Below are 19348 nucleotides of genomic sequence, written 5' to 3'. Positions count from 1 at the left end.
GAACACGGAGCACAGCGCATGACCGACACAGCAACGCGGACCATGGCCGCCCAGTCGGCTGACCCCGCGAAGAAGGCACCGAAGGTACGCGCGAAGAACCGCACGATGCTTCTCGTGCTCAACGTCGTCAGCGTCATCGCCGGCATCCTGATCTGGTGGGGATTCTCGCTCGCCGGTTTCCGCCTCCCGGCCCCGGTCGAAGTCGTCGAGCGAGCCGCAACCGTCATCGGAGACGGAACGCTGGCCACCGACCTCGCGGCAAGCCTCAGCCGCGTGCTGATCGGATTCGCGCTCGGTACGCTCGTCGCCATTCCCGTCGGTTTCCTCATGGGCTGGTACCCCGTCGCACGGGCGTTCATTGAGCCATGGGTGCAGTTCTTCCGGACCATCCCGCCGCTCGCCATCATTCCGCTGGTGATCGTGCTCCTCGGCATCGGTGAGCAACCGAAGATCTTCGTGATCTTCCTCGCCGCGTTCTTCGCGTGTGTGATCTCCACCTTCCAGGGAGTCATCAGCGTCGACCGCACACTCATCAACGCGGCTCGCGTGCTCGGAAGCAAAGACGGCGGCATCTTCGTCCGCGTGGTCATTCCCGCCTCGACGCCGTTCATTCTCGTCGGCATGCGCGTCGGTCTCGGCGCTTCGTGGGCAACCGTCGTCGCCGCGGAGCTCATCGCAGCGCAAAACGGACTCGGTGCCCGGATGCAGCAGGCCCAGATCTTCTACGACCTTCCGACGATCTTCGTCAACCTCATCGCGATCGGGATCCTCGGTCTGCTGATGGACCGCATTCTCCTCTTCGCCGAAACCAAACTGACCGGATGGCAGGAACGCCGATGACCACCACATCTCCCCTCGCCGCAGGGGCCGCCAACCCCGCCCGTATCTCCGTGCAGGGTGTCACCAAGACCTACAACCTCGCCGGCAAGGAGTTCTTCGCCCTCGACAATGTGTCGCTCGACGTGGCCGACAACGAGTTCATCACCGTGGTCGGACCATCGGGCTGCGGCAAGAGCACCCTCATGAACGTGCTCGCCGGCCTCGATAAACCGACGAGCGGCCAGGCCGTCGTCGACGGCAAGGTCGTCTCGGGACCTGGTCCTGAACGCGGCGTGATCTTCCAGCAGTACGCGCTCTTCCCGTGGCTGACCGTGCGCAAGAACGTCGAGTTCGGCCTCAAGACGGCGGGACTTGGCGCGAAAGAGCGCCGCGAGAAAGCCGAGCACTTCATCGAGATGGTGGGCCTCAGCCAGTTCGCCGACGCCCTGCCGAAGATGCTGTCCGGCGGCATGAAACAGCGCTGCGCCATCGCCCGCGCTTACGCCGTCGACCCGACGATCCTGCTCATGGATGAGCCGTTTGGTGCACTGGATGCCCTCACACGCGTGAAACTGCAGGAGCAGCTCCTCGATACGTGGAGCCAGGAGAAGCGCACTGTCGTCTTCATCACTCACGATGTCGACGAGGCCGTCTATCTCGCCAACCGGGTGGTCGTCATGGCCGCACGCCCCGGTCGAATCTTCGACGTCATCGACGTCGATCTGCCATGCCCCCGCACCGAAGAAATGCGGCTGAGCCCCGAGTTCACCGCGCTTCGCAACCGGGTATGGCACTCCGTGTACCACCAGAACACCCGCACAGCAGCTGGTTCGACGCCGTCTACCCTGACGGCCTGACACTCAAGGAAACCATGACACACGCATTTGCCAGACGGGGCATCGTTGCCGCCGTCGCAGTCGTCGCACTCGCACTCACCGGGTGCGCTTCCGACTCCGCCGGAGGTAAAGAGGGCGGTGACGCCTCTGCTCCTGAGGAACTCACCCCCGTCAACTTCGGCTACATCGCCGACTTCAACGGAGCAAGCCTCCTCGCGGTCGCGGAAGACCAGGGTCTCTGGGAGGAGCACGGCATCGAGGTGACGACCAGCGTCTTCACCAACGGACCGCTGCAGATCCAGGCGCTCGGTACCGGCGACCTTGATTTCGGATACATCGGCCCAGGTGCGATGTGGCTCCCGGCATCCGGTGAGGCCAAGATTGTCTCGATCAACACCCTCGGCAGTGCCGACCGCGTGATCGCCCAGGCCGGCATCGAGTCGATCGAAGACCTCAAGGGCAAGAAGGTTGCCGTTCCCGAGGGCACCTCGGGCGACATGATCCTCAACCTCGCACTCGAATCGGCCGGTATGTCGATCAACGACGTCGAGAAGGTGGCGATGGACCCGTCCACCGTCGTCGCGGCCTTCGCCTCCAAGCAGGTCGACGCGGCCGGCATCTGGTACCCGCTGATCAACACGATCGAGGAGCAGGTCCCCGACCTCAACATCCTCGCCGAGAACGACGACTTCGCCGAGACGGTGTCCTTCCCCACCGCGTTCGTCTCAGCGCCGACGTTCGTCGACGAGAACGAAGAGACCGTCTCCAAGGTCATCGCCGCCCTTCGGGACGCCAACGACTTCCGTGCCGAAAACATGGACGAGACCGTCAAGCTGACGGCCGCCATGCTCAAGCTCGAGGAAGCCAGTGTCGAAGCCGACTCCAAGAACGTGAAGATCATGACCTCGGCCGAGCTCGATGAGCTCACCGAAGACGGATCGGTCGCCGGCTGGCTCGAGGGCATGAACTCGTACTTCGTCGGCGCTGGCAAGCTGCCCGAACCGGTCGACCCGGCGACGTACTACACCGGCGACCTCTACATCGGAGCCGGCAAGTAGGTGACGAAGGCCAGCAATATCCTCTTCCTGATGACCGACCAGCACCGGGTCGACACGCTCGGTGCGTATGGCAACTCGCTGGCCGAGACGCCCGTTCTCGATGAGCTGGCTCGCACGGGCACGCGCTTTGACCGGTGGTACACACCCACCGCGATTTGCACGCCCGCCCGCGCGAGCCTGCTCACGGGGCAGGCGCCGTTCCGGCACAAGCTGCTCGCCAACCACGAGCGCAATGTCGGTTATCTGGAGGATCTCCCCGATGGTCAGTTCACCTTCCCTGAAGCGCTTCGCGCCGAGGGATACAACACAGGACTGATCGGCAAATGGCACGCGGGCAACGAGAAGAACGCCGCGTACTACGGCTTCGACGGGCCCGACCTGCCCGGCTGGCACAACCCGGTGGAGAACGAGGATTACCTGGCCTACCTGACCGAGCACGGCCTCCCGCCGTACGAGATCAGTGATCAAATCCGTGGGACGCTGCCGAACGGCGGGCCGGGCAACCTGCTCGCCGCTCGGCTGCACCAGCCGGTCGAGGCGACGTTCGAGTATTACCTGGCCACCCGCGCCATCGAAATGCTCGAACGCTACGCCGCTGACAACGCGAAGGACGGAACACCGTTCTTCCTCGGCCTGCACTTCTTCGGCCCGCACCTGCCGTATGTGGTTCCGAACGAGTACTTCGACAGGTTCGACCCGGCCGACATCGAACTGCCCAAATCGATCGCCGAGACCTTCGCCGGCAAACCCCCGGTGCAGCAGAACTACAGCGACCACTGGGCATTCGACACCATGCCGATCGAGACGAGCCGCAAGCTCATCGCGATCTATTGGGGTTACGTGACGCTCATCGATGAACAGATCGGGCGCGTTATGGAGGCGATGGACCGGCTCGGTCTCACCGACGACACCGCCGTGTTCTTCAGCTGCGACCACGGCGAGTTCACCGGCTCACACCGGCTGCACGATAAGGGGCCGGCCATGTACGAAGACATCTATCGCACCCCGGGCATCGTTCGCATCCCCGGTGCTCCAGCCGGGCAGGTCCGTGATGAGTTCGTGAGCCTTCTCGACTGCACGGCGACGTTCCTCGACCTCGCCGGGATCGACCAGAGTTCGGCCGTCGACTCGCGGAGCCTCGTTCCGCTGGTGTCTGGCGAGCATCCGGACTGGGCGGACGACATCGTCTGCGAGTATCACGGACACCATTTCCCGATCGCCCAGCGGATGCTTCGCAACGACAGATACAAACTGGTCGTCAACCCGGAATCGGTCAACGAGCTCTACGATCTCCTGCGCGACCCGGACGAGCTCAACAACGTCTACACGCTGCCGGACATGGCGGAGATCCGCGAGTCGATGATGCAGCGACTGTACGACCTCTTGCGCGAGCGCGGCGACAAGTTTTATCACTGGATGACGACGATGTACGACGTCGGGGGAGTCGGCTACGACCCTTCCCTCAGCGGATTCGACGACGCGGCCTACCAGAAGTAACCAGGGTGCCCCGCGGCATCCGAAACGTCATCCGGGCGCCGGGTGCAGCATCCGACCAAACCACGAAGCGAGAACCATGACCACCCCATCCCGACGGCCGAACATCGTCCTGATCCTCACCGACGACCACGCGTCGCACGCGATCAGCGCCTATGGCTCGGTGGTGAACACGACCCCGCGCATCGATGAGATCGCCGACGCCGGAGTGCGCGTCGACAATTGCTTCTGCACCAATGCGCTCTGCACCCCGAGCCGCGCGTCGATCCTCACCGGCACTCACAGCCACATCAACGAGGTGACGACGCTTGACACCCCGATCGACGCGAGCCAGCCGACCTTCGTGTCGCAGCTCAAGGAGGCCGGCTACCGCACGGGCATCGTCGGCAAGTGGCACATGGGCGAGGGTGAGGGGCACGACCCGCAGAGCTTCGACTACTGGGCAGTGCTGCGCGGGCAGGGCGAGTACTTCGACCCGCAGATCCTGACCGAGGACGGCGTGCACATCGAGCCCGGTTACGCGACAGACATCATCACCGACCTGTCGATGAACTGGGTCGACTCACTCGAGGGCGACGAGCCGTGGTGCCTCCTCATTCACCACAAGGCGCCGCACCGCGCCTGGGAGCCCGACGACAAGCACAAGGGCATGTACGCCGGCTCGACCATTCCGGTTCCGAGCACCTTCGACGACGACTACGCCACCCGCTCGATGGCAGCCAGGCACGCGACAATGCGTGTGGCCGACTACCTGAACTCCAGCGACCTCAAGGTCGCTCCGCCCGAGGACCTTACGCCCGATGAGCTCGCCCTGTGGAAATACCAGCGCTACATGGAGGACTATCTCGCGTGTGTGGCATCCGTCGACGACAACGTCGGCCGGGTCATCGACTGGCTCCGCGATCGCGGCGACTTCGACGACACGATGCTGATGTACACGTCGGACCAGGGCTTCTTCCTCGGCGACCACGGCTGGTTCGACAAGCGCTTCATGTACGAAGAATCGATTCGGATGCCGCTGGTCATCAGCTACCCCAACCGGGTGTCCCCGTCGAAACCGATCGAGCAGCTCGTCACCAACGTCGACTTCGCCCAGACGATCCTCGACGCTGTCGGCATCACCCCGCACGAACGGATGCAGGGGGTCAGCTTCTGGCCGCAGCTCACCGGGTCGGACGAGCCGACGCAGGACTCGGTCTACTACAGGTATTACGAGAACGACGATCAGCACCACCACGCACTCGCGCACTACGGCATCCGCACCGACCGCTACAAGCTCATCTACTTCTACAACGACGGGATGGGTCTGGCCGGTTCGAGCGAACACGTCTACCCGCCCGAGTGGGAGATGTACGACCTCGCTGAGGACCCCGAGGAGCTCAACAACGTGTACCACTCGGCTCGTTACACTGAAATCCGTGACGACCTGAAGGTGCGCTTGTGGCAGCTTCAGGCCGAGCTGGGCGATGCGCCCCACTCGTCGCAGCCGGTTCCGGCCGGCGTCGGTTCGGCGAACTAGGAGGCAGCGATGGCGATGTCCGTGGCGATCGGGGTGGACATGGTGCGGATCCCCGGCGGAACCTTCGTCATGGGTTCCGACTCCTTCTATCCGGAAGAGGCCCCGGCGCACCGCGCCACCGTCGCCGCGTTCGACCTCGACCGGCATCCGGTGACGAACCGGCAATTCGCTGAATTCGTGGATGCCACCGGGTACGTCACCGTCGCAGAACGCGCCCTCGAGGCGGCCGAGTATCCGCAGCTGAGCGAGGCTGACCGTGCGGCCGGGAGTCTCGCGTTCCGCGCGACCGATGGCCCGGTCGACCTGCGCAATTGGCGTGCGTGGTGGAGCTGGCAGACCGGGGCGAGCTGGCGGCATCCGTTCGGTCCGGAGTCCGATATCGACGGGCGTGAGGATCACCCGGTCGTGCAGGTGTGCTTCACGGATGCCTCCGCGTACGCCGCGTGGGCGGGCAAGCGACTGCCGACCGAGGTCGAGTGGGAGCGCGCGGCACGCGGGGGAGTCGACGGGCTCGATTATGCCTGGGGTTCCGAGCTCGCTCCGGACGGCCGGCTGCTCGCGAACACCTGGCAGGGGTCGTTTCCGTATCGCAACACCGGTGCTCATGGCTGGGTCGGGACATCGCCGGTTGGGACGTTCCCGGCCAACGAATTCGGGCTCGTCGACATGATCGGCAACGTCTGGGAGTGGACCACCTCGGTGTTCACCCCCGACCACCGCGCGCGTCGGGCGATGGCGACGAACCTGCTCGGGACCGCTGCGGCGAGTGCCTCCGCCGGTGGATGCGGTGACGGATGCATGTGCGGGCCGTCGGATTCGGGCACGGGCATGCGCTCTGCCGATTCGTCGCCCGTGCCCGGCGGTGTGTCCACCTCCAGTGCATCGGGTGCGTCTGCCGCGGGCGCTGTGTCCGGTGCGGCGGCCGCCGTGCCTGCTGGGTCGGCGGCGGGCGGGTCGACGGCTGGGTCGTCGGCGGCATCTACGGACGGGCTGGCGCAGGCCGTGCCGGTTGTGGCTGCGCAGCCTGCCGGCGCGCCCAACCCGGCGGTCAGCCACGTGACGAAGGGCGGCTCGCACCTCTGTGCCCCCGAGTACTGCATGAGGTATCGGCCGGCGGCGAGGTCGCCACAGACCGAGGATTCGGCGACGACCCACCTCGGGTTCCGCTGCGCGCGCGACGCGTGACGCGCGCTGCGCGCCTGACGCGCGTCACGGCATCCGCTGCTCGCCCACAAATGGCTGCTCGGTCACAAAGGGCTGCTCGGCCGTTGCTCGGTCACAAACGGCTGCATTTTCTGGAGAACAGCAGCCGTTTATGGCCGAGTAACGCGTCCGCCGGCGTAAGCGACCGTTGTCGTCCGAGCACGGCCCGCCCGCGGGTGCGGTTACGAGCCGCCTGTGCGATTCATATGTATGACGGGGAATGTCTTACTGTTTCGCGGTTTCAGCTGTAGCGTGGGCCGTCTGTCGATGCCCGAACCAGGAGGGACTCCGATGCAGCGCACGATCCTGACGGTCGAGGGGCATTCCTACGTGCTTGCGGAGGGGACCGACGCCGCTTCGGTGAAAGCCGAGGTCGAACGCGCAGTGGTCGCCGGAGGGCGCTTCGTCGACCTGACGATGGTGGGAGGTGCTGCTGTGAGCGTGCTGATCGGCCCGGGCGTCGCGGTCACCCTTGCCGCCCTCGACGTTCCCGACGACGATCAGGAAACCGGGGCGACGTTCGAGGACCACTCAACGTGGGACATCGCCGACTTGCTCTGAGCGCTCGCGCTCGAGTCGGCCGGAAAGGTGCCGAGCTAGCGGTTTGCCGTCGCGGGCTCGTTCGGCTCCGGGATCACCCGTAAGCCCGCCGGGGAGTTGGCCAGCTTGACGAGTTCTTCGACCCATGCCCGGTTGAGCTGAGGCTCCCGGCTCCCCACGAAGTCGAACTGGAGCGGGATGGTGGGGTGGATCCAGATCGAGCTGTGTCCGCTGCCCGAGGCGACGGTGTAGTCCCAGGAGAACGTGAAGCTCTCACCGCGCCGAACCTTCGACAGGATGACGACCTTGAGGTGCGCGAGTACCCGGTCGTCGAACTCGACGGAGATCGACGGGGTTCCGTAGATGAATTTGCCCATGATTTACTGTCCCAACCCTGCATCGAGCTCGTCCATGACGTGATTGAAATCTTCGGCGGTCCGGGCCGCGCCGGTGCCCTCTTCCACGGTGCCTCTGATGCCGACCTGCGGCATTTCCGGAACGGGAAAGCGTCGCGCTTCTTCCTCCGCCGTGATGCCGCCCACGTCTGCGACGTCGAACTGGCTGGCCTGGCTGAGGAGGATGGTGTGGACGGAGGTCTCGCCGTGTTCTTCGAGGACAGTGATATCGACGGTGACGCTGTGTTCTGCGTCTGCCACCGTTGTTGTGTACTCGAGAAGCGCCGCCGTGATCGCGTTGCCCGTGACGAATGACCCGCCACTGTGTGTGATGCGCTTCATGGGTCCGACCATACGGCATGCATGCGTCGTCGGAAAACCGCGCGAACGGGGCTACAAACGGTTGTTCTTCCTCTGCTCGGACGAAAACGGTCGGAGTTTCTCAGAAACAGCGACCATTTCCGGCCGAGCACGGCTCCCGCATGGGTGAGGATAGGGCGCATGGCAGAGCGATTCGAATGGGTGGCGGATGTGCCGCGGGGGGAATGGCTTCGCTCGGTGGAGGTCGAGTCATGGGGCAGCATCCTGTCGATCGTCCCGCGCGGCTTTGAGGCGTACGCGCGCGTGTTCCATCCCGTCGAGCGTGATCGGCCGCGTGCCACGAAGACCTGGCTGGGCGTTACCGGGTCGACCTACTTTGCCGACGGCGCCGACATCGCGGGATCACTCGAGACCGAGCGTGCCACCTGGTCCCAGGTTGCCGAATCATTCGGCACAACCATGCACGCTGAAGCGCAATACGCACGCCTCGTGCGCCGCGACGACGGGGATGCCGACAGCGTCATGTCCCCCGATGGCTGGCGCTATGGCCCCACCAGTCTGGGCTGTCTTGATGCTGTGTCGCTCGCGGCGGCATCCGCGGTTCTCGCTCGTCACACATCGACTCCGGATGCCGGAATCGCGGCGATCTGGGAGGGCTGGGGTGGCCTCGTGAGTTCGGCCGGATTTGCCAGTCTCACGCTGGCGGGGAGCGACGGGCTGCCCGCCAGCTCCGGCCTCGAGCCGGAGCCGGGTTCCGGGCTGCTGGCGAGAGAGGTCGCGTCCGGGCCGCGGTTTGATCTGCACGGTGGCACCGGGCGCCACTACGTGCTGTTCGAGGTCGGGGCGAACGACCTGGCGGATGCCGCGTGGCCGAATCGGGCGCCGTGGGTCCGCGAGGTCATGTGGGCGCAGTCGCCCAGCATCCTGTGGCCCGATGATCACGCGTGGGTGCTCGCCACCGAGATCGATTTCGACTCGACACTGGTTGCCGGAACCACCGCGCTCATCCGCGAACTCGTACGAACGCCGGGGCTCGAGGTGTTGCCACTCCGCACCGACGCCGACCTGACCTGGGATGGCGACGGGATCAATCGCCCGGCGTGAGAGGCCGCCCAGCGGCCCTCCCACCACTCAAGCTGCGGCGGGAGGGTCGAACGTGGGCGCCTGGATTCCGGGTAGCGGGCATTTAGCTCTGGCGGTTCGGGGTCCCGGACAGTCGCGCCATCTCTGACTCCACCCGGGCGTCACGGATGGCGAACAAACGCCCACCGAACACCGCGATTGCCGCCACGATCACGGCGACCGCCCAGCCGAGTATCGGCCAGATCGGCCAGAAGTATCCGTCCGGTGTGGTCAGAGTCCAGATGAGGACCATCGCCAGCGATGCGATCACCCAGATCGCGACGATGGCGGTGAATATCCTGCGTGCGACGATGTTACGGCGCGCCTGCCGCCGGATGTCGATGTCTTCGTTCATGTCATTGTCTTCGTTCATGTCAATTTCTCCTATCTGTGAGGACCAGCCAATCCGGTTCGTTGATGGGTCATGATGAATCCTCAATTCGTAGCGTGGGCATTTCATTCCCGCCGCGCTCAGGCCCGGTGCATATCGACGACAAAGCGGCAGGCCCGTCGGGCACCGAGGCAGAGCATTACCGTCGTCGCCGGGCACTGCTCGTGACTTGCTCGGTCAGAAACGGTCGTCGTTTTTGGAGAAGTGCGACCGTTTTTGGCCGAGCACCGACAGATGGAAGGATCGACACATGCTCATTCCCGCCCAACGTCCCCCGCTGAGCGACGCGCTGACCGGCACCGAGTTCCGCCGCTGGTACTGGCTGAAGGATGAGCTGGTCGCGTTTGCGCGCGTCCGTGGCATCCGTTCGTCCGGCGGTAAGGACGAGCTCGCCGAACGCATCGCCGCGTCACTCGATGGCTCATCGGCTCCAGCGACAGATCGACCGGTCCGCAAGGCCACACGGCAACTCGCCCCACCGCTCACTTCAGACACCGTCATTCCCGCCGGGCAGCGGTGCAGCCAGGTGCTCCGGGAGTGGTTCGCGGCCGAGATTGGCCCGGCCTTCCACTTTGACGCCGCAATGCGAGAGTTCATCGCCAATGCCGATGGAACCGTGACGCTGACGGATGCCGTGACCGCCTGGCACGCCTCCCGCGACACCGGCCCGAAAGAGATCGGCGCGCAGTTCGAGTTCAATCGGTTCACCCGGCGCTGGCACGAGGAGTACCCAGAGGGCAGCCGTGCAGAACGCCTCGAGGCCTGGCGGGAGTATCGGGCCCTGCCGGTAGATGAGCGCGACCGGGCATAGCGCCTGTCTGCACCCCCATCGCTCCGCCACCCGCGCCGAACGCGTCACTTCCGGTCGAGCGCATCAGTTGCGCAGGATGTTCTCGACCGCTTCTGATGCACTCGCCGGCCGGCGTGACCGATGCCGCGGCATCCGTTCGTTGCTCGGGCACAAACGGTTGTTCGACCTTGTTCGACCTTGCTCGGCCAGAAACGGTCGAAGTTTCCCGAAAAGAGCGTCCGTTTCCGGCCGAGCAGTGGCAGCGCGCCCAGCGACAGCGCGCGCCCAGCGACAGCGCGCCTGGCCGCCCAGCGCCCTAGATCCAGCCCTGCTGCCAGGCGACCTCCGCCGCTTCGTGCCGTGACCGGGCATCGAGTTTCGTCATCGCCGCCGACAGGTAGTTGCGCACGGTGCCGGGCGCGAGGTGCAGCCGATCGGCGATCTCCTGCACGCTCATCGTCGACCGCGAATACCGCAGCGCGTCGAGCTCGCGATCGGTGAGCGGGCAACGCTCGGCCGTCAACGCCGTCGCCGCGATCTCCGGGTCGATGTACCGCTTGCCTGCAGCCACATCACGGATGACGTCCGCCAGTTCCTCGGCTGGCGTCGATTTGGGCACGAATCCCGACACCCGCGCCGCGAGCGCTCGCCGCAACACGCCGGGCCTGGCATGACGAGTCACGATCACGACTTTCGTCGCGACCGTCGAGAGGATGCGCGCGGCAGCCTCGATTCCGTCCGCCTGGGGCATCTCGAGGTCGAGCAGGCAGACATCGGGCTTCGTCTCGAGCGCTTTCTCGGCGGCCGCCACCCCGTTGTCGACGCTCGCAACAACCTCGATGTCCGGCTCGAGGTTGAGCAGGGCACTCAGTGCGCCGCGAATGAGGTGCTCGTCGTCCGCGATCAGCAAACGGATGACACGGGGCTCGTTTTGCAGGTCGGTCATACCCTGGCTCCGATCCGCGCTGGCACGACCACCCGCAACGAGAAACGCCCGCTCTCGACGTCGGTCTCCAGCCGACCATTCAACGCGGACACCCGGTCACGGAGGCCAACCAGACCGCTGCTGTCGGCCCGCCCCGCGGCATCCGTTGGCACAGCCGCCTCGTTGTTCTCGATCTCCAGGGTCACGCTCTCGGCCGTCGTCGTCAGGCGGATGGCGGCCCGCGTCGCTGCACTGTGGCGCAGGATGTTCGTGGTCGCCTCCCGCACGACGAGCGCGAGCACGCGGCGGACCTCGGCATCGGCGGGCAGCGCGTCGACCTGCAGTGTGCAGTCGGCTCCCGCAGCGGTGAGCACCTCGCGCGCATTCTCGAGCTCGGCGGCGAGGTCGACCTCACGGTAACCGGCGACGAGCGATCGGGTCTCCTCGAGCGCCTGCTTCGCGATCATCCGCGTCTCGTGCACGTGCTCGCGCGCGGCCTCGGGATCGACCGCGAGCAGGCGCTCGGCGAGCTCCGACTTGAGCGCGATCACCTGCAGGTGGTGGCCCTGAATGTCGTGCAGGTCGGAGGCGAACCGAAGCCGCTCCTTGGCCACGGCGAGTTCGGCTGCGGCCGAACGGTGCCGGTCGAGCGTCACAACGATCTCCCACCACCAGAGACTCGAGAGAATCATGAGCGGCAGCAGGACGCCGTAGAAGTACAGGAGCCCCGACCCCGACATGCCGGTGGTGTCGAACGGATGCCCCAGCATCGAAGCGAGGACGGGGTGCAGAACCGTCACCACGCCCCCGGCGGGAAGCACAGCCCGCCTGGACGTGACCGGCAGCAGGGGAGCGACCGCGTTGACCGCCATCCACAGCGGGAACGCCGCGAAGAGCCCTGCAGCGGGAGTGAACAGGCCGAGCACCCACGCGAGTGCTGGCGGAGCGAAGAGAGCCACTGTCCAGCCGACCCGCGGCATCCCGCCACCGCGCCCGACGCGGAGGAACCAGCAGTACCGCACCTGCACCACCGCCGAAACGATGAGCAAGGCGAGAAGAATGGCGTCAAGCGCACTGCGCGACTGCGCATAATTGGCCATCGCGACGATCAGCAGGATGGCGTCGAGAACGACGAAGAAGAAGATGATCGACGAGAGCGTATAGGTCCACGTCGTCTGGACGCTGCGCGCTGGCTGTTCGCGTTGCGGTTCGCCGGGCATCCCGGTTGCGGCGCTGCGTTGAGCGGTCACGACGATGCCCGTTTCGGCGCGGTCTGGGGAAACATGCTCTCAGCGTAGAGCAGTGACATTTGTCACGGTCGCGGGTGTGAAACCGCCCCGGATGCCGTGACGCGACGACACTTACCGCCCTCGTTGTGCGCCGGAAGGATGGAGTCATCGCCTCGGCTGACGGGTCTTCCGGCATTCGAGCGCAACCAGCATCACAGCACCACGGCTTCGACGAAAGGCACCCCATGATTGACGCGCTGCGCGACTTCACCTCCTCCCTCCCGGACGTACTGCAGTGGGTGGGTGTGATCCTGGCCGCTGCGATTCCGTTCGTCGAGTCGTACTTCGGAGCGGTCATCGGCGTGCTCGCCGGCATCCCGCCTGTTATCGCCATTGCCGCCGCGATCGTCGGCAATGTCGTCTCGATGCTCATCTTCGTGTTCAGCGCCCACGGTGTCCGATCCAAGGTTCGGAACGGCAAGCCCGCCAAGCCTGAGACACCCCGCCGCGCGAAGCTGCGGGAGCGCTTCGACCGGTATGGCGTCGCCGGGGTCAGCCTCCTCGGCCAGACGCTCCTGCCCAGCCAGATCACCTCGGCCGCGATGGTGTCATTCGGGGCATCGAGGAACGCAGTCATCTTCTGGCAGGTCATCTCAATCGTGCTGTGGGGTGTCGCGTTCGGCGTACTTGCGACGCTCGGCATCACATTCCTCCGCTGACGCGGCATCCGCTCGTCGTCCGCTCGACCGCTGACGCGGCATCCGCTCGTCGTCCGCTCGACCGCTGACGCGGCATCCGCTCTGCTCGGCCACAAACGGTCGCAGTTCCTCGCGAACTGTGACCGTTTCTGTCGTCGCAGCACGATCCCGGGTCCGGCGCGGAACTGCGCTCTCGCGAGAATAATGCTAGGGGGAGTCTTTCCTCTCTATAGGCGCCACAGCGACGGACGTATTCTCTGCCGCATGTCAGCCGATCCGAACGACTCAACCGCCGCAGCGACAACCGCCACAGCGAAGTCCCCCGGGGTCGCGCGCTGGGTGTTCTGGCCCGCCGCGGTGATCGTGATCGTCTTCGCGGCCTTCGCGATCTTCCTTCCGGATGCCGCCGAGGTCCTGTTCGCGAACATCCAGGCCAGCATCGTCAGCAACTTCAACTGGTACTACGTTCTGATCTCCGCTTTCTTCGTCATCTTCAGCCTGTGGATCGGGTTCAGCCGGTACGGCGACATCAAGCTCGGCAAGGAAGATGACGAGCCCGAGTTCTCGCTCGGGTCGTGGTTCTCACTGCTCTTCGCCGCGGGAATGGGCATCGGCCTCGTGTTCTACGGAGTGGGCGAGCCGCTCAGCCACTTCGCCGACCCCCGCCCGGGCGTGAGCGGCACACCCGCCCAGCTCGCGCAGTCGGCGTTGTCGCAGACCTACCTCCACTGGGGCGTCCACGCCTGGTCGATCTACGTTGTCATCGGGGTCGCGCTGGCGTACGCGATCCACCGGCGGGGTCGGCCGGTGTCGATCCGCTGGGCGCTCGAACCTCTGCTGGGCGATCGGGTCCGCGGCGGGTGGGGCAACGTCATCGACGTCGTCGCCCTCGTCGGCACCCTGTTCGGCGTTGCCACCTCGCTCGGACTCGGCGTCGTTCAGATCAGCGCCGGGCTGGAAAGCGCCGGGATTATCGCGGCATCCGATTTCATCAATGTTGTTTTGATCGTCATCATCACCGGTGCCGTGCTCTTCTCGGTGCTTTCCGGTGTGGCGAAGGGGATGAAGTGGCTGTCGAACATCAACCTCGTGCTCGCCGGGCTGATCGTGCTGTTCATCCTCATCGTCGGGCCCACCCAGTTCCTGCTGCGCGACTTCGTGCAGTCGATCGGTACGTACCTGCAGAACTTCATCGGGCTGTCGTTCAACGTCGGTGCGTTCGCGGGCGAGGCGGGGGAGACCTGGCAGGCCGCGTGGACCACGTTCTACTGGGGTTGGTGGATCTCGTGGGCACCCTTCGTTGGCATTTTCATCGCCCGGATCTCGAGGGGGCGCACCGTGCGACAGTTCGTCACCGGTGTGCTGCTCGTTCCAACCCTCGTGACCTTCCTGTGGTTCAGCGTGCTCGGCGGGACGGCGCTCTACTCCGAGCTCAACGGACCGGGCGGACTGATTGGCGCCGACGGTGTGGTCAACGTCGAGGGCGCCCTGTTCGCGATGTTCGATCAGCTGCCGGCAGGGTCGGTACTCACGGTCGGCGGGATCATCCTCATCGCGGTGTTCTTCGTCACCTCTGCCGACTCCGGTTCGCTCGTCATGAGCATGATCGCGAGTGGCGGGGACGTGGAGCCCAAGCGGTGGATTCGCGCGTTCTTTGCCGTCATCACCTCCGTTCTGGCCATCGCGCTTCTGCTCGCGGGCGGGCTGGAGGCGCTGAAAACCGCGGCAATCATCATCGCCCTGCCGTTCAGCATCATCATGCTGCTCATCTGCTGGGCCACTGCGCTCGCGTTCAACCGGGAGTACAAGGCGTGGGAGAAGGCCAGGCGGTCGGCGTTTATGGAGCGGATCGGTGACCACTACGGTCTGGATGCCGACGACCCCGGCGACCCTGCCGTGCCGGCGGGCCGCGGGTGGTTCTTCCGACGAAGTAAGCCCGGGTCGAACGAGCCTCCGACGCAGGTGTTCTGAGTTCGGTAGTGCTGCTGGCGCGCATCTCGGATGCCGCACCCTTGACGCGGTATATCCTCTTGCCTATAGGATTTAGTCGTGCCTCACTCCGGGGTGCTGATCCGCTTAGGAGCCAATGATGTCTGACGCAGTCCTCACCGCCGAGAACTGGCCGATCGGTGCCAACATGCTGTCGTTCGGTAACACAGCAGACGGGCGTCCCCTCCAGGACGCCCCATCCACGGTCTGGGCTTCCCAGCTGCGGCAGGTCAAGCAGCTCGGCGTTGACCAGATCGACCCTACTGACGCCTGGTTGCCTCTCGCCAAACTCAGTGACGAGCGGCTCGAGGAGTTCCGCCGGGTGCTCGATGGCGAGGGGCTCACCCTCTCGTCCATCTCGATGACGCGCAGCTCGATCGTCGATCGCGAGCACGGTGACGATCACCTGCGCGACGCCCACCGCTTCATCGACATCGCGCCCAGTTTCGGCGTCACGGTCGTGAACACCGGCTTCATGCAGCCGCTCACTCCCGAACAACAGAAGGCGATCTGGTTCTGGCTCGAAGACGGCCACCACGATGACCCGGCTCTCCGCCCACTCGCGATCGAGCGCGTCCGTGAACTGGGCGACCACGCCGCTCGCCAGGGCATCCAGCTGAGCCTTGAAATGTATGAGGACACCTACGTCGGCACCGCGGACGAGGCAGTCGCCTTCCTCGCGGACGTCGACCATGACGCGGTCGGGCTCAACCCTGACCTCGGCAACCTCGTTCGCCTGCACCGTGATGTGGAGCCGTGGGAGACCATGTTCGAGAAGGTGCTGCCGCACTCGAACTTCTGGCACATCAAGAACTACACGCGCGACTACGACCCCGCAACCGGGGCGTACTTCTCCTCGCCGGTGCCACTGAAGTACGGCTATGTGAACTACCGCAAGGTCATCCGTCAGGCGCTCGACGTCGGGTACACCGGGCCGTTCTGCTGCGAGCACTACGGCTCAGACTCGCTCGGCGTCATCGCCGAGAACGTGCACTACATCCGTCAGGTACTCAGCTCCGCCCTCGCGGAAGGAACGAAATGACTCAGGGAGAACGCGTGCCCACCATCCAGACGGTTGCCGTGATCGGCTCCGGAGAGAAGGGGCTGTTCGAGCCCGTGGCCGCCGGGGTCATCGAGGAGCAGCTACTCGGCCCGTTTGCGGGCTGAACGCAACCCGAGAACATCCGTTGCGGTCGAGAACACCCGGCGCAACGGGTGATCTGGTCCGGAACGGGTGTTCTCGGCGAGTGCCTGCCGGCGCTGGGCGAAACGGATGCCTCGGCGCCCGACCGCCCGCCCTACGCCTCCCGCCGCACGCCCCGGCTCATGATCGCCGACATCAGTGCCTGCACCGGCTCCCTCGCGGCCGACGGGTTCGCCATCAGCACGTAGTCGACGTCGACAAGTTCCGGCAGGCTGAAGCGATTGCTCACCTTCACCAGGTCGGACGGAATGAGCGAGTGCGGAAACGCCGCGATCCCGATCCCGGCCCGCACCGCCGCGAGCATCCCGTTGACGTCGCGGGTGTTGCAGGTGATCCGCCAGGTTCGACCGGCGGCTTCGAGCGCGTCGATCGCTACTTGCCTGCTGAGGCTGGGTGCCTGGTATGCGATGAGCGGCACCGGGTTGCCCTCGGCGAGAGTCAGGTTGTCCTGCGCCATCCAGACCAGGGTGTCTTTCGCGACCCGGGTGCTCGCCGTCGCCTCGCCGGCGCTCTGCTTCACGAAGATGAGGTCGAGGTGCCCCTGCTCGAGTCGTCGCCGCAGCGGGGCGCTCTGGTTGACGGTCAGCTCCAGGTTGATCTCGGGGTACAGCTGCCGAAAGTGCCGCAACATGCTCGGCAGCTGGGTGATCGCGAGGTCGTCTGCGGCTCCGAACCGCAACCGGCCCTTCATCGCCGACCCGGTGAAATAGCTCTCGGCGGCAGCGTGCGCCGCAAGGATTGTGCGTGCGAAGCCGGCCATCGCGTCGCCGTTGTCGGTCAACCGCACCTCGCGGGTGTCGCGGACGATGAGGATCCGCCCGGCCGCCCGCTCGAGCTTGCTCATCTGCTGGCTCACCGTTGGCTGGCTGATGCCGAGCCGCTGCGCCGCGTTCGTGAAGCTGTGTGTCTCGGCCACGACGAGAAACGTCTTGAGCAATACCGGGTCGTACATGCCACTCCAGTCTCTGAAGTCTCCGCATTGAGAACTCCAATGACCGTAATTGTATCTATTGAGGGTCCGAATGGGGATGCTGTCACTAGCCTTGCTAAGGCATCCGCTCTACCAACGTTTCAAGGAGATCTTCCGTGGCCGCCGCGCCCTCGACCGCATACCCGCCCACCGAACCCCTCTCCGCGCAAACCGGACGCTTGCCGTGGCGCAAGACCTTTATCGCGCTGAGCGTGCCGAACTTCCGGCTGTGGACGATCGGCAACCTGCTCGCGATGACCGCGGGCTGGACCCAGCGGATCGCCCAGGACTGGCTCGTCCTCGAACTCACCGGCAGCGCGACCGCCGTCGGCATCACGGTCGCCATGCAGTTCGCGCCGATGCTCCTGTTCGGGCTGTTCGGCGGGGTGATCGTCGACCGATACAGCAAGCGGATGCTTATGGTCATCACGCAGGCGCTCTTCGCGGTGCTCAGCCTGGGTCTCGCAGCCCTCGCGCTGACCGGCACCGTCGAAGCGTGGCACGTCTTCGCCATTGCGTTTGCGACCGGGCTCGTCACGGTGATCGACAACCCGGCCCGGCAGGTCATCGTCACCGAGCTGGTCGGGCAGCGGAACCTGCGCAACGCGATCAGCATCAACTCGTCGGTGTTCCAGCTGGCCGGCATGATCGGACCCGCGATTGCCGGTGTGCTGCTGCTCACGGTCGGGGCGGGCCCGGCATTCGCGATCAACGGGGTCGCGTGCCTCGTGGTGATCGGCATGCTCGGGATGCTCCGCACCGACCAGATGACCCGGCTCGCGCCATCGCCTCGCGCGAAGGGCCAGTTGCGGGAGGGGCTGCGGTACGCGAAGTCGAAGCCGACCATCGTCTACCCGGTCATTCTCATCGCGGTGTTCGCTGTGTTCGGGCTGACGATGCCCGTGCTGCTCGCGTCATATGCTGACGACGTGTTCGATGTCGGACCGGGCGGATACGGTTTGTTCAACTCGATGGTCGCGGTTGGCGCGCTGGTCGGAGCTCTGCTGTCGACCCGGCGGGCATCCATTCGGCTGCGCACGATCGTGGTCTGCGTCGGCGCAACCGGGCTGCTTCAGCTCACCGCTGGCCTGATGCCGTCGATCGCGCTGTTCTCGATCTGCTTGGTCACCGTGGGCGTGGCATCCCTTCTCTTCCTGACCGCGTCGAACTCGCTGGTGCAGATGTCGAGCAACATCGGTATCCGCGGGCGGGTGATGTCGCTCTACGTGCTCGTGCTGCTCGGCGGGCAGGCCATCGGCGGGCCGCTCATGGGTGTGATCGTCGAACAGTTCGGGGCGCACACCGGCATGGTGGTCTCGGGTGGAGTGCCCGCGCTCGCCGCCGCCATCGTTGCGGTTGTGCTCGCGCGGCGCGGGCAGCTCCGGCTCGAGGTGCGTCTCCGCCGGTTCGTGCCCTGGGTGAGTATTTCGCCGCGGACGCTCGACGGCGCCTGACCCCCGCCCGCTCGTGGCGTGCGGTTGCCGAGCGCGGCAGGAACTGGTTCTGCGCGGCAGAAGCTTCTGCAGCGGAACGCAGGATGTGGCGCGCTCGATGCGGGGCGGACGTTGTGCGCAAGCGCGGGCACGGATGCTGCGGCGCACAAGTCGGGGCGGCTGCGAGCGGATGCTGTGGGCGAGTCGGGCAAGTCGGGCAGGATGAGCGGCACGGCGCGGCGGCGTGCGGTTGTCGAGCGCTGCAGAAACTTGTTCTGCGCGGCAGAAGCTTCTGCAGCGGAACGCAGGATATGCAGCGCTCGATGCTGCGGGCGCGCGGGCAGGCGGGGATGCGATTGGGCGAGTCGGGCAAGGCGGCGGGCAAGTCGGGTCGGCTGCGAGCGGATGCTGT

The 19348-nt window shown here is 65.6% G+C and carries 20 protein-coding genes; 14 read left to right on the top strand and 6 right to left on the bottom strand.

The window, feature by feature from the left end; genetic code table 11:
- Positions 1–18 precede the first annotated feature (18 nt).
- From C3E77_RS14100 to C3E77_RS14065, 7 genes are all read left to right on the top strand, one after another.
- Positions 19–840: an ABC transporter permease gene (locus C3E77_RS14100; RefSeq protein WP_232529039.1), complete on the top strand. Its 822-nt coding sequence runs from the start codon at positions 19–21 to the stop codon at positions 838–840.
- On the top strand, positions 837–1676 hold the full coding sequence (locus C3E77_RS14095; RefSeq protein ID WP_198412159.1) for an ABC transporter ATP-binding protein: 840 nt from the start codon (positions 837–839) through the stop codon (positions 1674–1676). Before C3E77_RS14100 ends, C3E77_RS14095 begins: the two co-directional genes overlap by 4 nt.
- 14 nt (positions 1677–1690) lie before the next feature.
- Positions 1691–2713 (top strand): aliphatic sulfonate ABC transporter substrate-binding protein, encoded by a 1023-nt coding sequence (locus C3E77_RS14090; RefSeq protein WP_108392488.1) that lies wholly within the window; start codon positions 1691–1693, stop codon positions 2711–2713.
- Positions 2714–4210 carry a sulfatase family protein gene (locus C3E77_RS14085; protein WP_257790998.1) on the top strand — a complete coding sequence of 499 codons (1497 nt, stop codon included), beginning with the start codon at positions 2714–2716 and terminating at the stop codon, positions 4208–4210.
- Between the two features lie 76 nt (positions 4211–4286).
- Positions 4287–5726: a sulfatase family protein gene (locus C3E77_RS14080; protein ID WP_108392486.1), complete on the top strand. Its 1440-nt coding sequence runs from the start codon at positions 4287–4289 to the stop codon at positions 5724–5726.
- Positions 5727–5735: 9 nt separating this feature from the next.
- On the top strand, positions 5736–6911 hold the full coding sequence (locus tag C3E77_RS15685; protein WP_234031221.1) for a formylglycine-generating enzyme family protein: 1176 nt from the start codon (positions 5736–5738) through the stop codon (positions 6909–6911).
- Between the two features lie 309 nt (positions 6912–7220).
- Positions 7221–7490: a hypothetical protein gene (locus C3E77_RS14065; RefSeq protein ID WP_108392484.1), complete on the top strand. Its 270-nt coding sequence runs from the start codon at positions 7221–7223 to the stop codon at positions 7488–7490.
- A 35-nt stretch (positions 7491–7525) separates the two neighbouring features.
- Here the strand turns inward: C3E77_RS14065 and C3E77_RS14060 are convergent, their stop codons facing one another.
- Together C3E77_RS14060 and C3E77_RS14055 are read right to left on the bottom strand one after the other, a co-directional pair.
- The gene (locus tag C3E77_RS14060; RefSeq protein WP_108392482.1) at positions 7526–7846 is read right to left on the bottom strand and encodes a DUF7882 family protein; all 321 of its coding nucleotides are present in this window, start codon (positions 7844–7846) and stop codon (positions 7526–7528) included.
- A 3-nt stretch (positions 7847–7849) separates the two neighbouring features.
- Positions 7850–8206 (bottom strand): hypothetical protein, encoded by a 357-nt coding sequence (locus tag C3E77_RS14055; protein ID WP_162925022.1) that lies wholly within the window; start codon positions 8204–8206, stop codon positions 7850–7852.
- Between the two features lie 159 nt (positions 8207–8365).
- On the opposite strand from C3E77_RS14055, the gene C3E77_RS14050 reads away from it, so the two are divergent.
- Positions 8366–9289 carry a hypothetical protein gene (locus C3E77_RS14050; RefSeq protein WP_108392478.1) on the top strand — a complete coding sequence of 308 codons (924 nt, stop codon included), beginning with the start codon at positions 8366–8368 and terminating at the stop codon, positions 9287–9289.
- 82 nt (positions 9290–9371) lie between these two features.
- Here C3E77_RS14050 and C3E77_RS14045 read toward each other — a convergent pair whose 3' ends face one another.
- Complete coding sequence (locus C3E77_RS14045) at positions 9372–9680, bottom strand: 2TM domain-containing protein (protein WP_198412158.1); 309 nt, start codon at positions 9678–9680, stop codon at positions 9372–9374.
- Between the two features lie 268 nt (positions 9681–9948).
- On the opposite strand from C3E77_RS14045, the gene C3E77_RS14040 reads away from it, so the two are divergent.
- Positions 9949–10509 carry a DUF6434 domain-containing protein gene (locus C3E77_RS14040; protein WP_108392476.1) on the top strand — a complete coding sequence of 187 codons (561 nt, stop codon included), beginning with the start codon at positions 9949–9951 and terminating at the stop codon, positions 10507–10509.
- A gap of 295 nt (positions 10510–10804) precedes the next feature.
- Here the strand turns inward: C3E77_RS14040 and C3E77_RS14035 are convergent, their stop codons facing one another.
- Together C3E77_RS14035 and C3E77_RS14030 are read right to left on the bottom strand one after the other, a co-directional pair.
- Positions 10805–11434 carry a response regulator transcription factor gene (locus C3E77_RS14035; protein ID WP_108392474.1) on the bottom strand — a complete coding sequence of 210 codons (630 nt, stop codon included), beginning with the start codon at positions 11432–11434 and terminating at the stop codon, positions 10805–10807.
- Positions 11431–12663 carry a sensor histidine kinase gene (locus C3E77_RS14030; RefSeq protein WP_234031220.1) on the bottom strand — a complete coding sequence of 411 codons (1233 nt, stop codon included), beginning with the start codon at positions 12661–12663 and terminating at the stop codon, positions 11431–11433. The genes C3E77_RS14035 and C3E77_RS14030 overlap by 4 nt, the downstream gene beginning before the upstream one ends.
- Positions 12664–12887: 224 nt before the next feature.
- Between C3E77_RS14030 and C3E77_RS14025 the strand changes: the two genes are divergently transcribed.
- The 4 genes from C3E77_RS14025 to C3E77_RS15740 all read left to right on the top strand — a co-directional run bounded on the left by C3E77_RS14025 (position 12888) and on the right by C3E77_RS15740 (position 16496).
- On the top strand, positions 12888–13361 hold the full coding sequence (locus C3E77_RS14025) for a hypothetical protein (protein WP_108392472.1): 474 nt from the start codon (positions 12888–12890) through the stop codon (positions 13359–13361).
- Between the two features lie 243 nt (positions 13362–13604).
- Entirely contained in the window at positions 13605–15311 is a 1707-nt protein-coding gene (locus tag C3E77_RS14020; RefSeq protein ID WP_108392470.1) for a BCCT family transporter, read from the top strand.
- 118 nt (positions 15312–15429) lie between these two features.
- Positions 15430–16371, top strand: coding sequence for a sugar phosphate isomerase/epimerase family protein (locus tag C3E77_RS14015; RefSeq protein ID WP_108392468.1), 942 nt, complete (start codon positions 15430–15432; stop codon positions 16369–16371).
- Positions 16368–16496 carry a hypothetical protein gene (locus C3E77_RS15740; RefSeq protein ID WP_257790997.1) on the top strand — a complete coding sequence of 43 codons (129 nt, stop codon included), beginning with the start codon at positions 16368–16370 and terminating at the stop codon, positions 16494–16496. Before C3E77_RS14015 ends, C3E77_RS15740 begins: the two co-directional genes overlap by 4 nt.
- 131 nt (positions 16497–16627) lie before the next feature.
- Here the strand turns inward: C3E77_RS15740 and C3E77_RS14010 are convergent, their stop codons facing one another.
- Positions 16628–17485 carry a LysR substrate-binding domain-containing protein gene (locus C3E77_RS14010; RefSeq protein ID WP_108392466.1) on the bottom strand — a complete coding sequence of 286 codons (858 nt, stop codon included), beginning with the start codon at positions 17483–17485 and terminating at the stop codon, positions 16628–16630.
- A 134-nt stretch (positions 17486–17619) separates the two neighbouring features.
- Between C3E77_RS14010 and C3E77_RS14005 the strand changes: the two genes are divergently transcribed.
- On the top strand, positions 17620–18957 hold the full coding sequence (locus tag C3E77_RS14005; RefSeq protein WP_108392464.1) for an MFS transporter: 1338 nt from the start codon (positions 17620–17622) through the stop codon (positions 18955–18957).
- The last annotated feature ends 391 nt before the right edge of the window (positions 18958–19348 follow it).

It is taken from the genome of Mycetocola zhujimingii (assembly GCF_003065425.1).
In the GTDB taxonomy this organism is placed as follows: domain Bacteria; phylum Actinomycetota; class Actinomycetes; order Actinomycetales; family Microbacteriaceae; genus Mycetocola_A; species Mycetocola_A zhujimingii.
The sequence above is the reverse complement of the archived record's forward strand: the minus strand, read 5'-3'. Positions and strand labels throughout refer to the sequence as shown.

Coding starts and splice junctions, on each gene's coding strand:
- C3E77_RS14080 (WP_108392486.1), top strand. CDS start 4,287: ATGACCACCCCATCCCGACGGCCGAACATCGTCCTGATCCTCACCGAC.
- C3E77_RS14060 (WP_108392482.1), bottom strand. CDS start 7,846: ATGGGCAAATTCATCTACGGAACCCCGTCGATCTCCGTCGAGTTCGAC.
- C3E77_RS14090 (WP_108392488.1), top strand. CDS start 1,691: ATGACACACGCATTTGCCAGACGGGGCATCGTTGCCGCCGTCGCAGTC.
- C3E77_RS14010 (WP_108392466.1), bottom strand. CDS start 17,485: ATGTACGACCCGGTATTGCTCAAGACGTTTCTCGTCGTGGCCGAGACA.
- C3E77_RS14100 (WP_232529039.1), top strand. CDS start 19: ATGACCGACACAGCAACGCGGACCATGGCCGCCCAGTCGGCTGACCCC.
- C3E77_RS15740 (WP_257790997.1), top strand. CDS start 16,368: ATGACTCAGGGAGAACGCGTGCCCACCATCCAGACGGTTGCCGTGATC.
- C3E77_RS14025 (WP_108392472.1), top strand. CDS start 12,888: ATGATTGACGCGCTGCGCGACTTCACCTCCTCCCTCCCGGACGTACTG.
- C3E77_RS14035 (WP_108392474.1), bottom strand. CDS start 11,434: ATGACCGACCTGCAAAACGAGCCCCGTGTCATCCGTTTGCTGATCGCG.
- C3E77_RS14050 (WP_108392478.1), top strand. CDS start 8,366: ATGGCAGAGCGATTCGAATGGGTGGCGGATGTGCCGCGGGGGGAATGG.
- C3E77_RS14040 (WP_108392476.1), top strand. CDS start 9,949: ATGCTCATTCCCGCCCAACGTCCCCCGCTGAGCGACGCGCTGACCGGC.
- C3E77_RS14055 (WP_162925022.1), bottom strand. CDS start 8,206: ATGAAGCGCATCACACACAGTGGCGGGTCATTCGTCACGGGCAACGCG.
- C3E77_RS14020 (WP_108392470.1), top strand. CDS start 13,605: ATGTCAGCCGATCCGAACGACTCAACCGCCGCAGCGACAACCGCCACA.
- C3E77_RS14065 (WP_108392484.1), top strand. CDS start 7,221: ATGCAGCGCACGATCCTGACGGTCGAGGGGCATTCCTACGTGCTTGCG.
- C3E77_RS15685 (WP_234031221.1), top strand. CDS start 5,736: ATGGCGATGTCCGTGGCGATCGGGGTGGACATGGTGCGGATCCCCGGC.
- C3E77_RS14015 (WP_108392468.1), top strand. CDS start 15,430: ATGTCTGACGCAGTCCTCACCGCCGAGAACTGGCCGATCGGTGCCAAC.
- C3E77_RS14045 (WP_198412158.1), bottom strand. CDS start 9,680: ATGAACGAAGACAATGACATGAACGAAGACATCGACATCCGGCGGCAG.
- C3E77_RS14095 (WP_198412159.1), top strand. CDS start 837: ATGACCACCACATCTCCCCTCGCCGCAGGGGCCGCCAACCCCGCCCGT.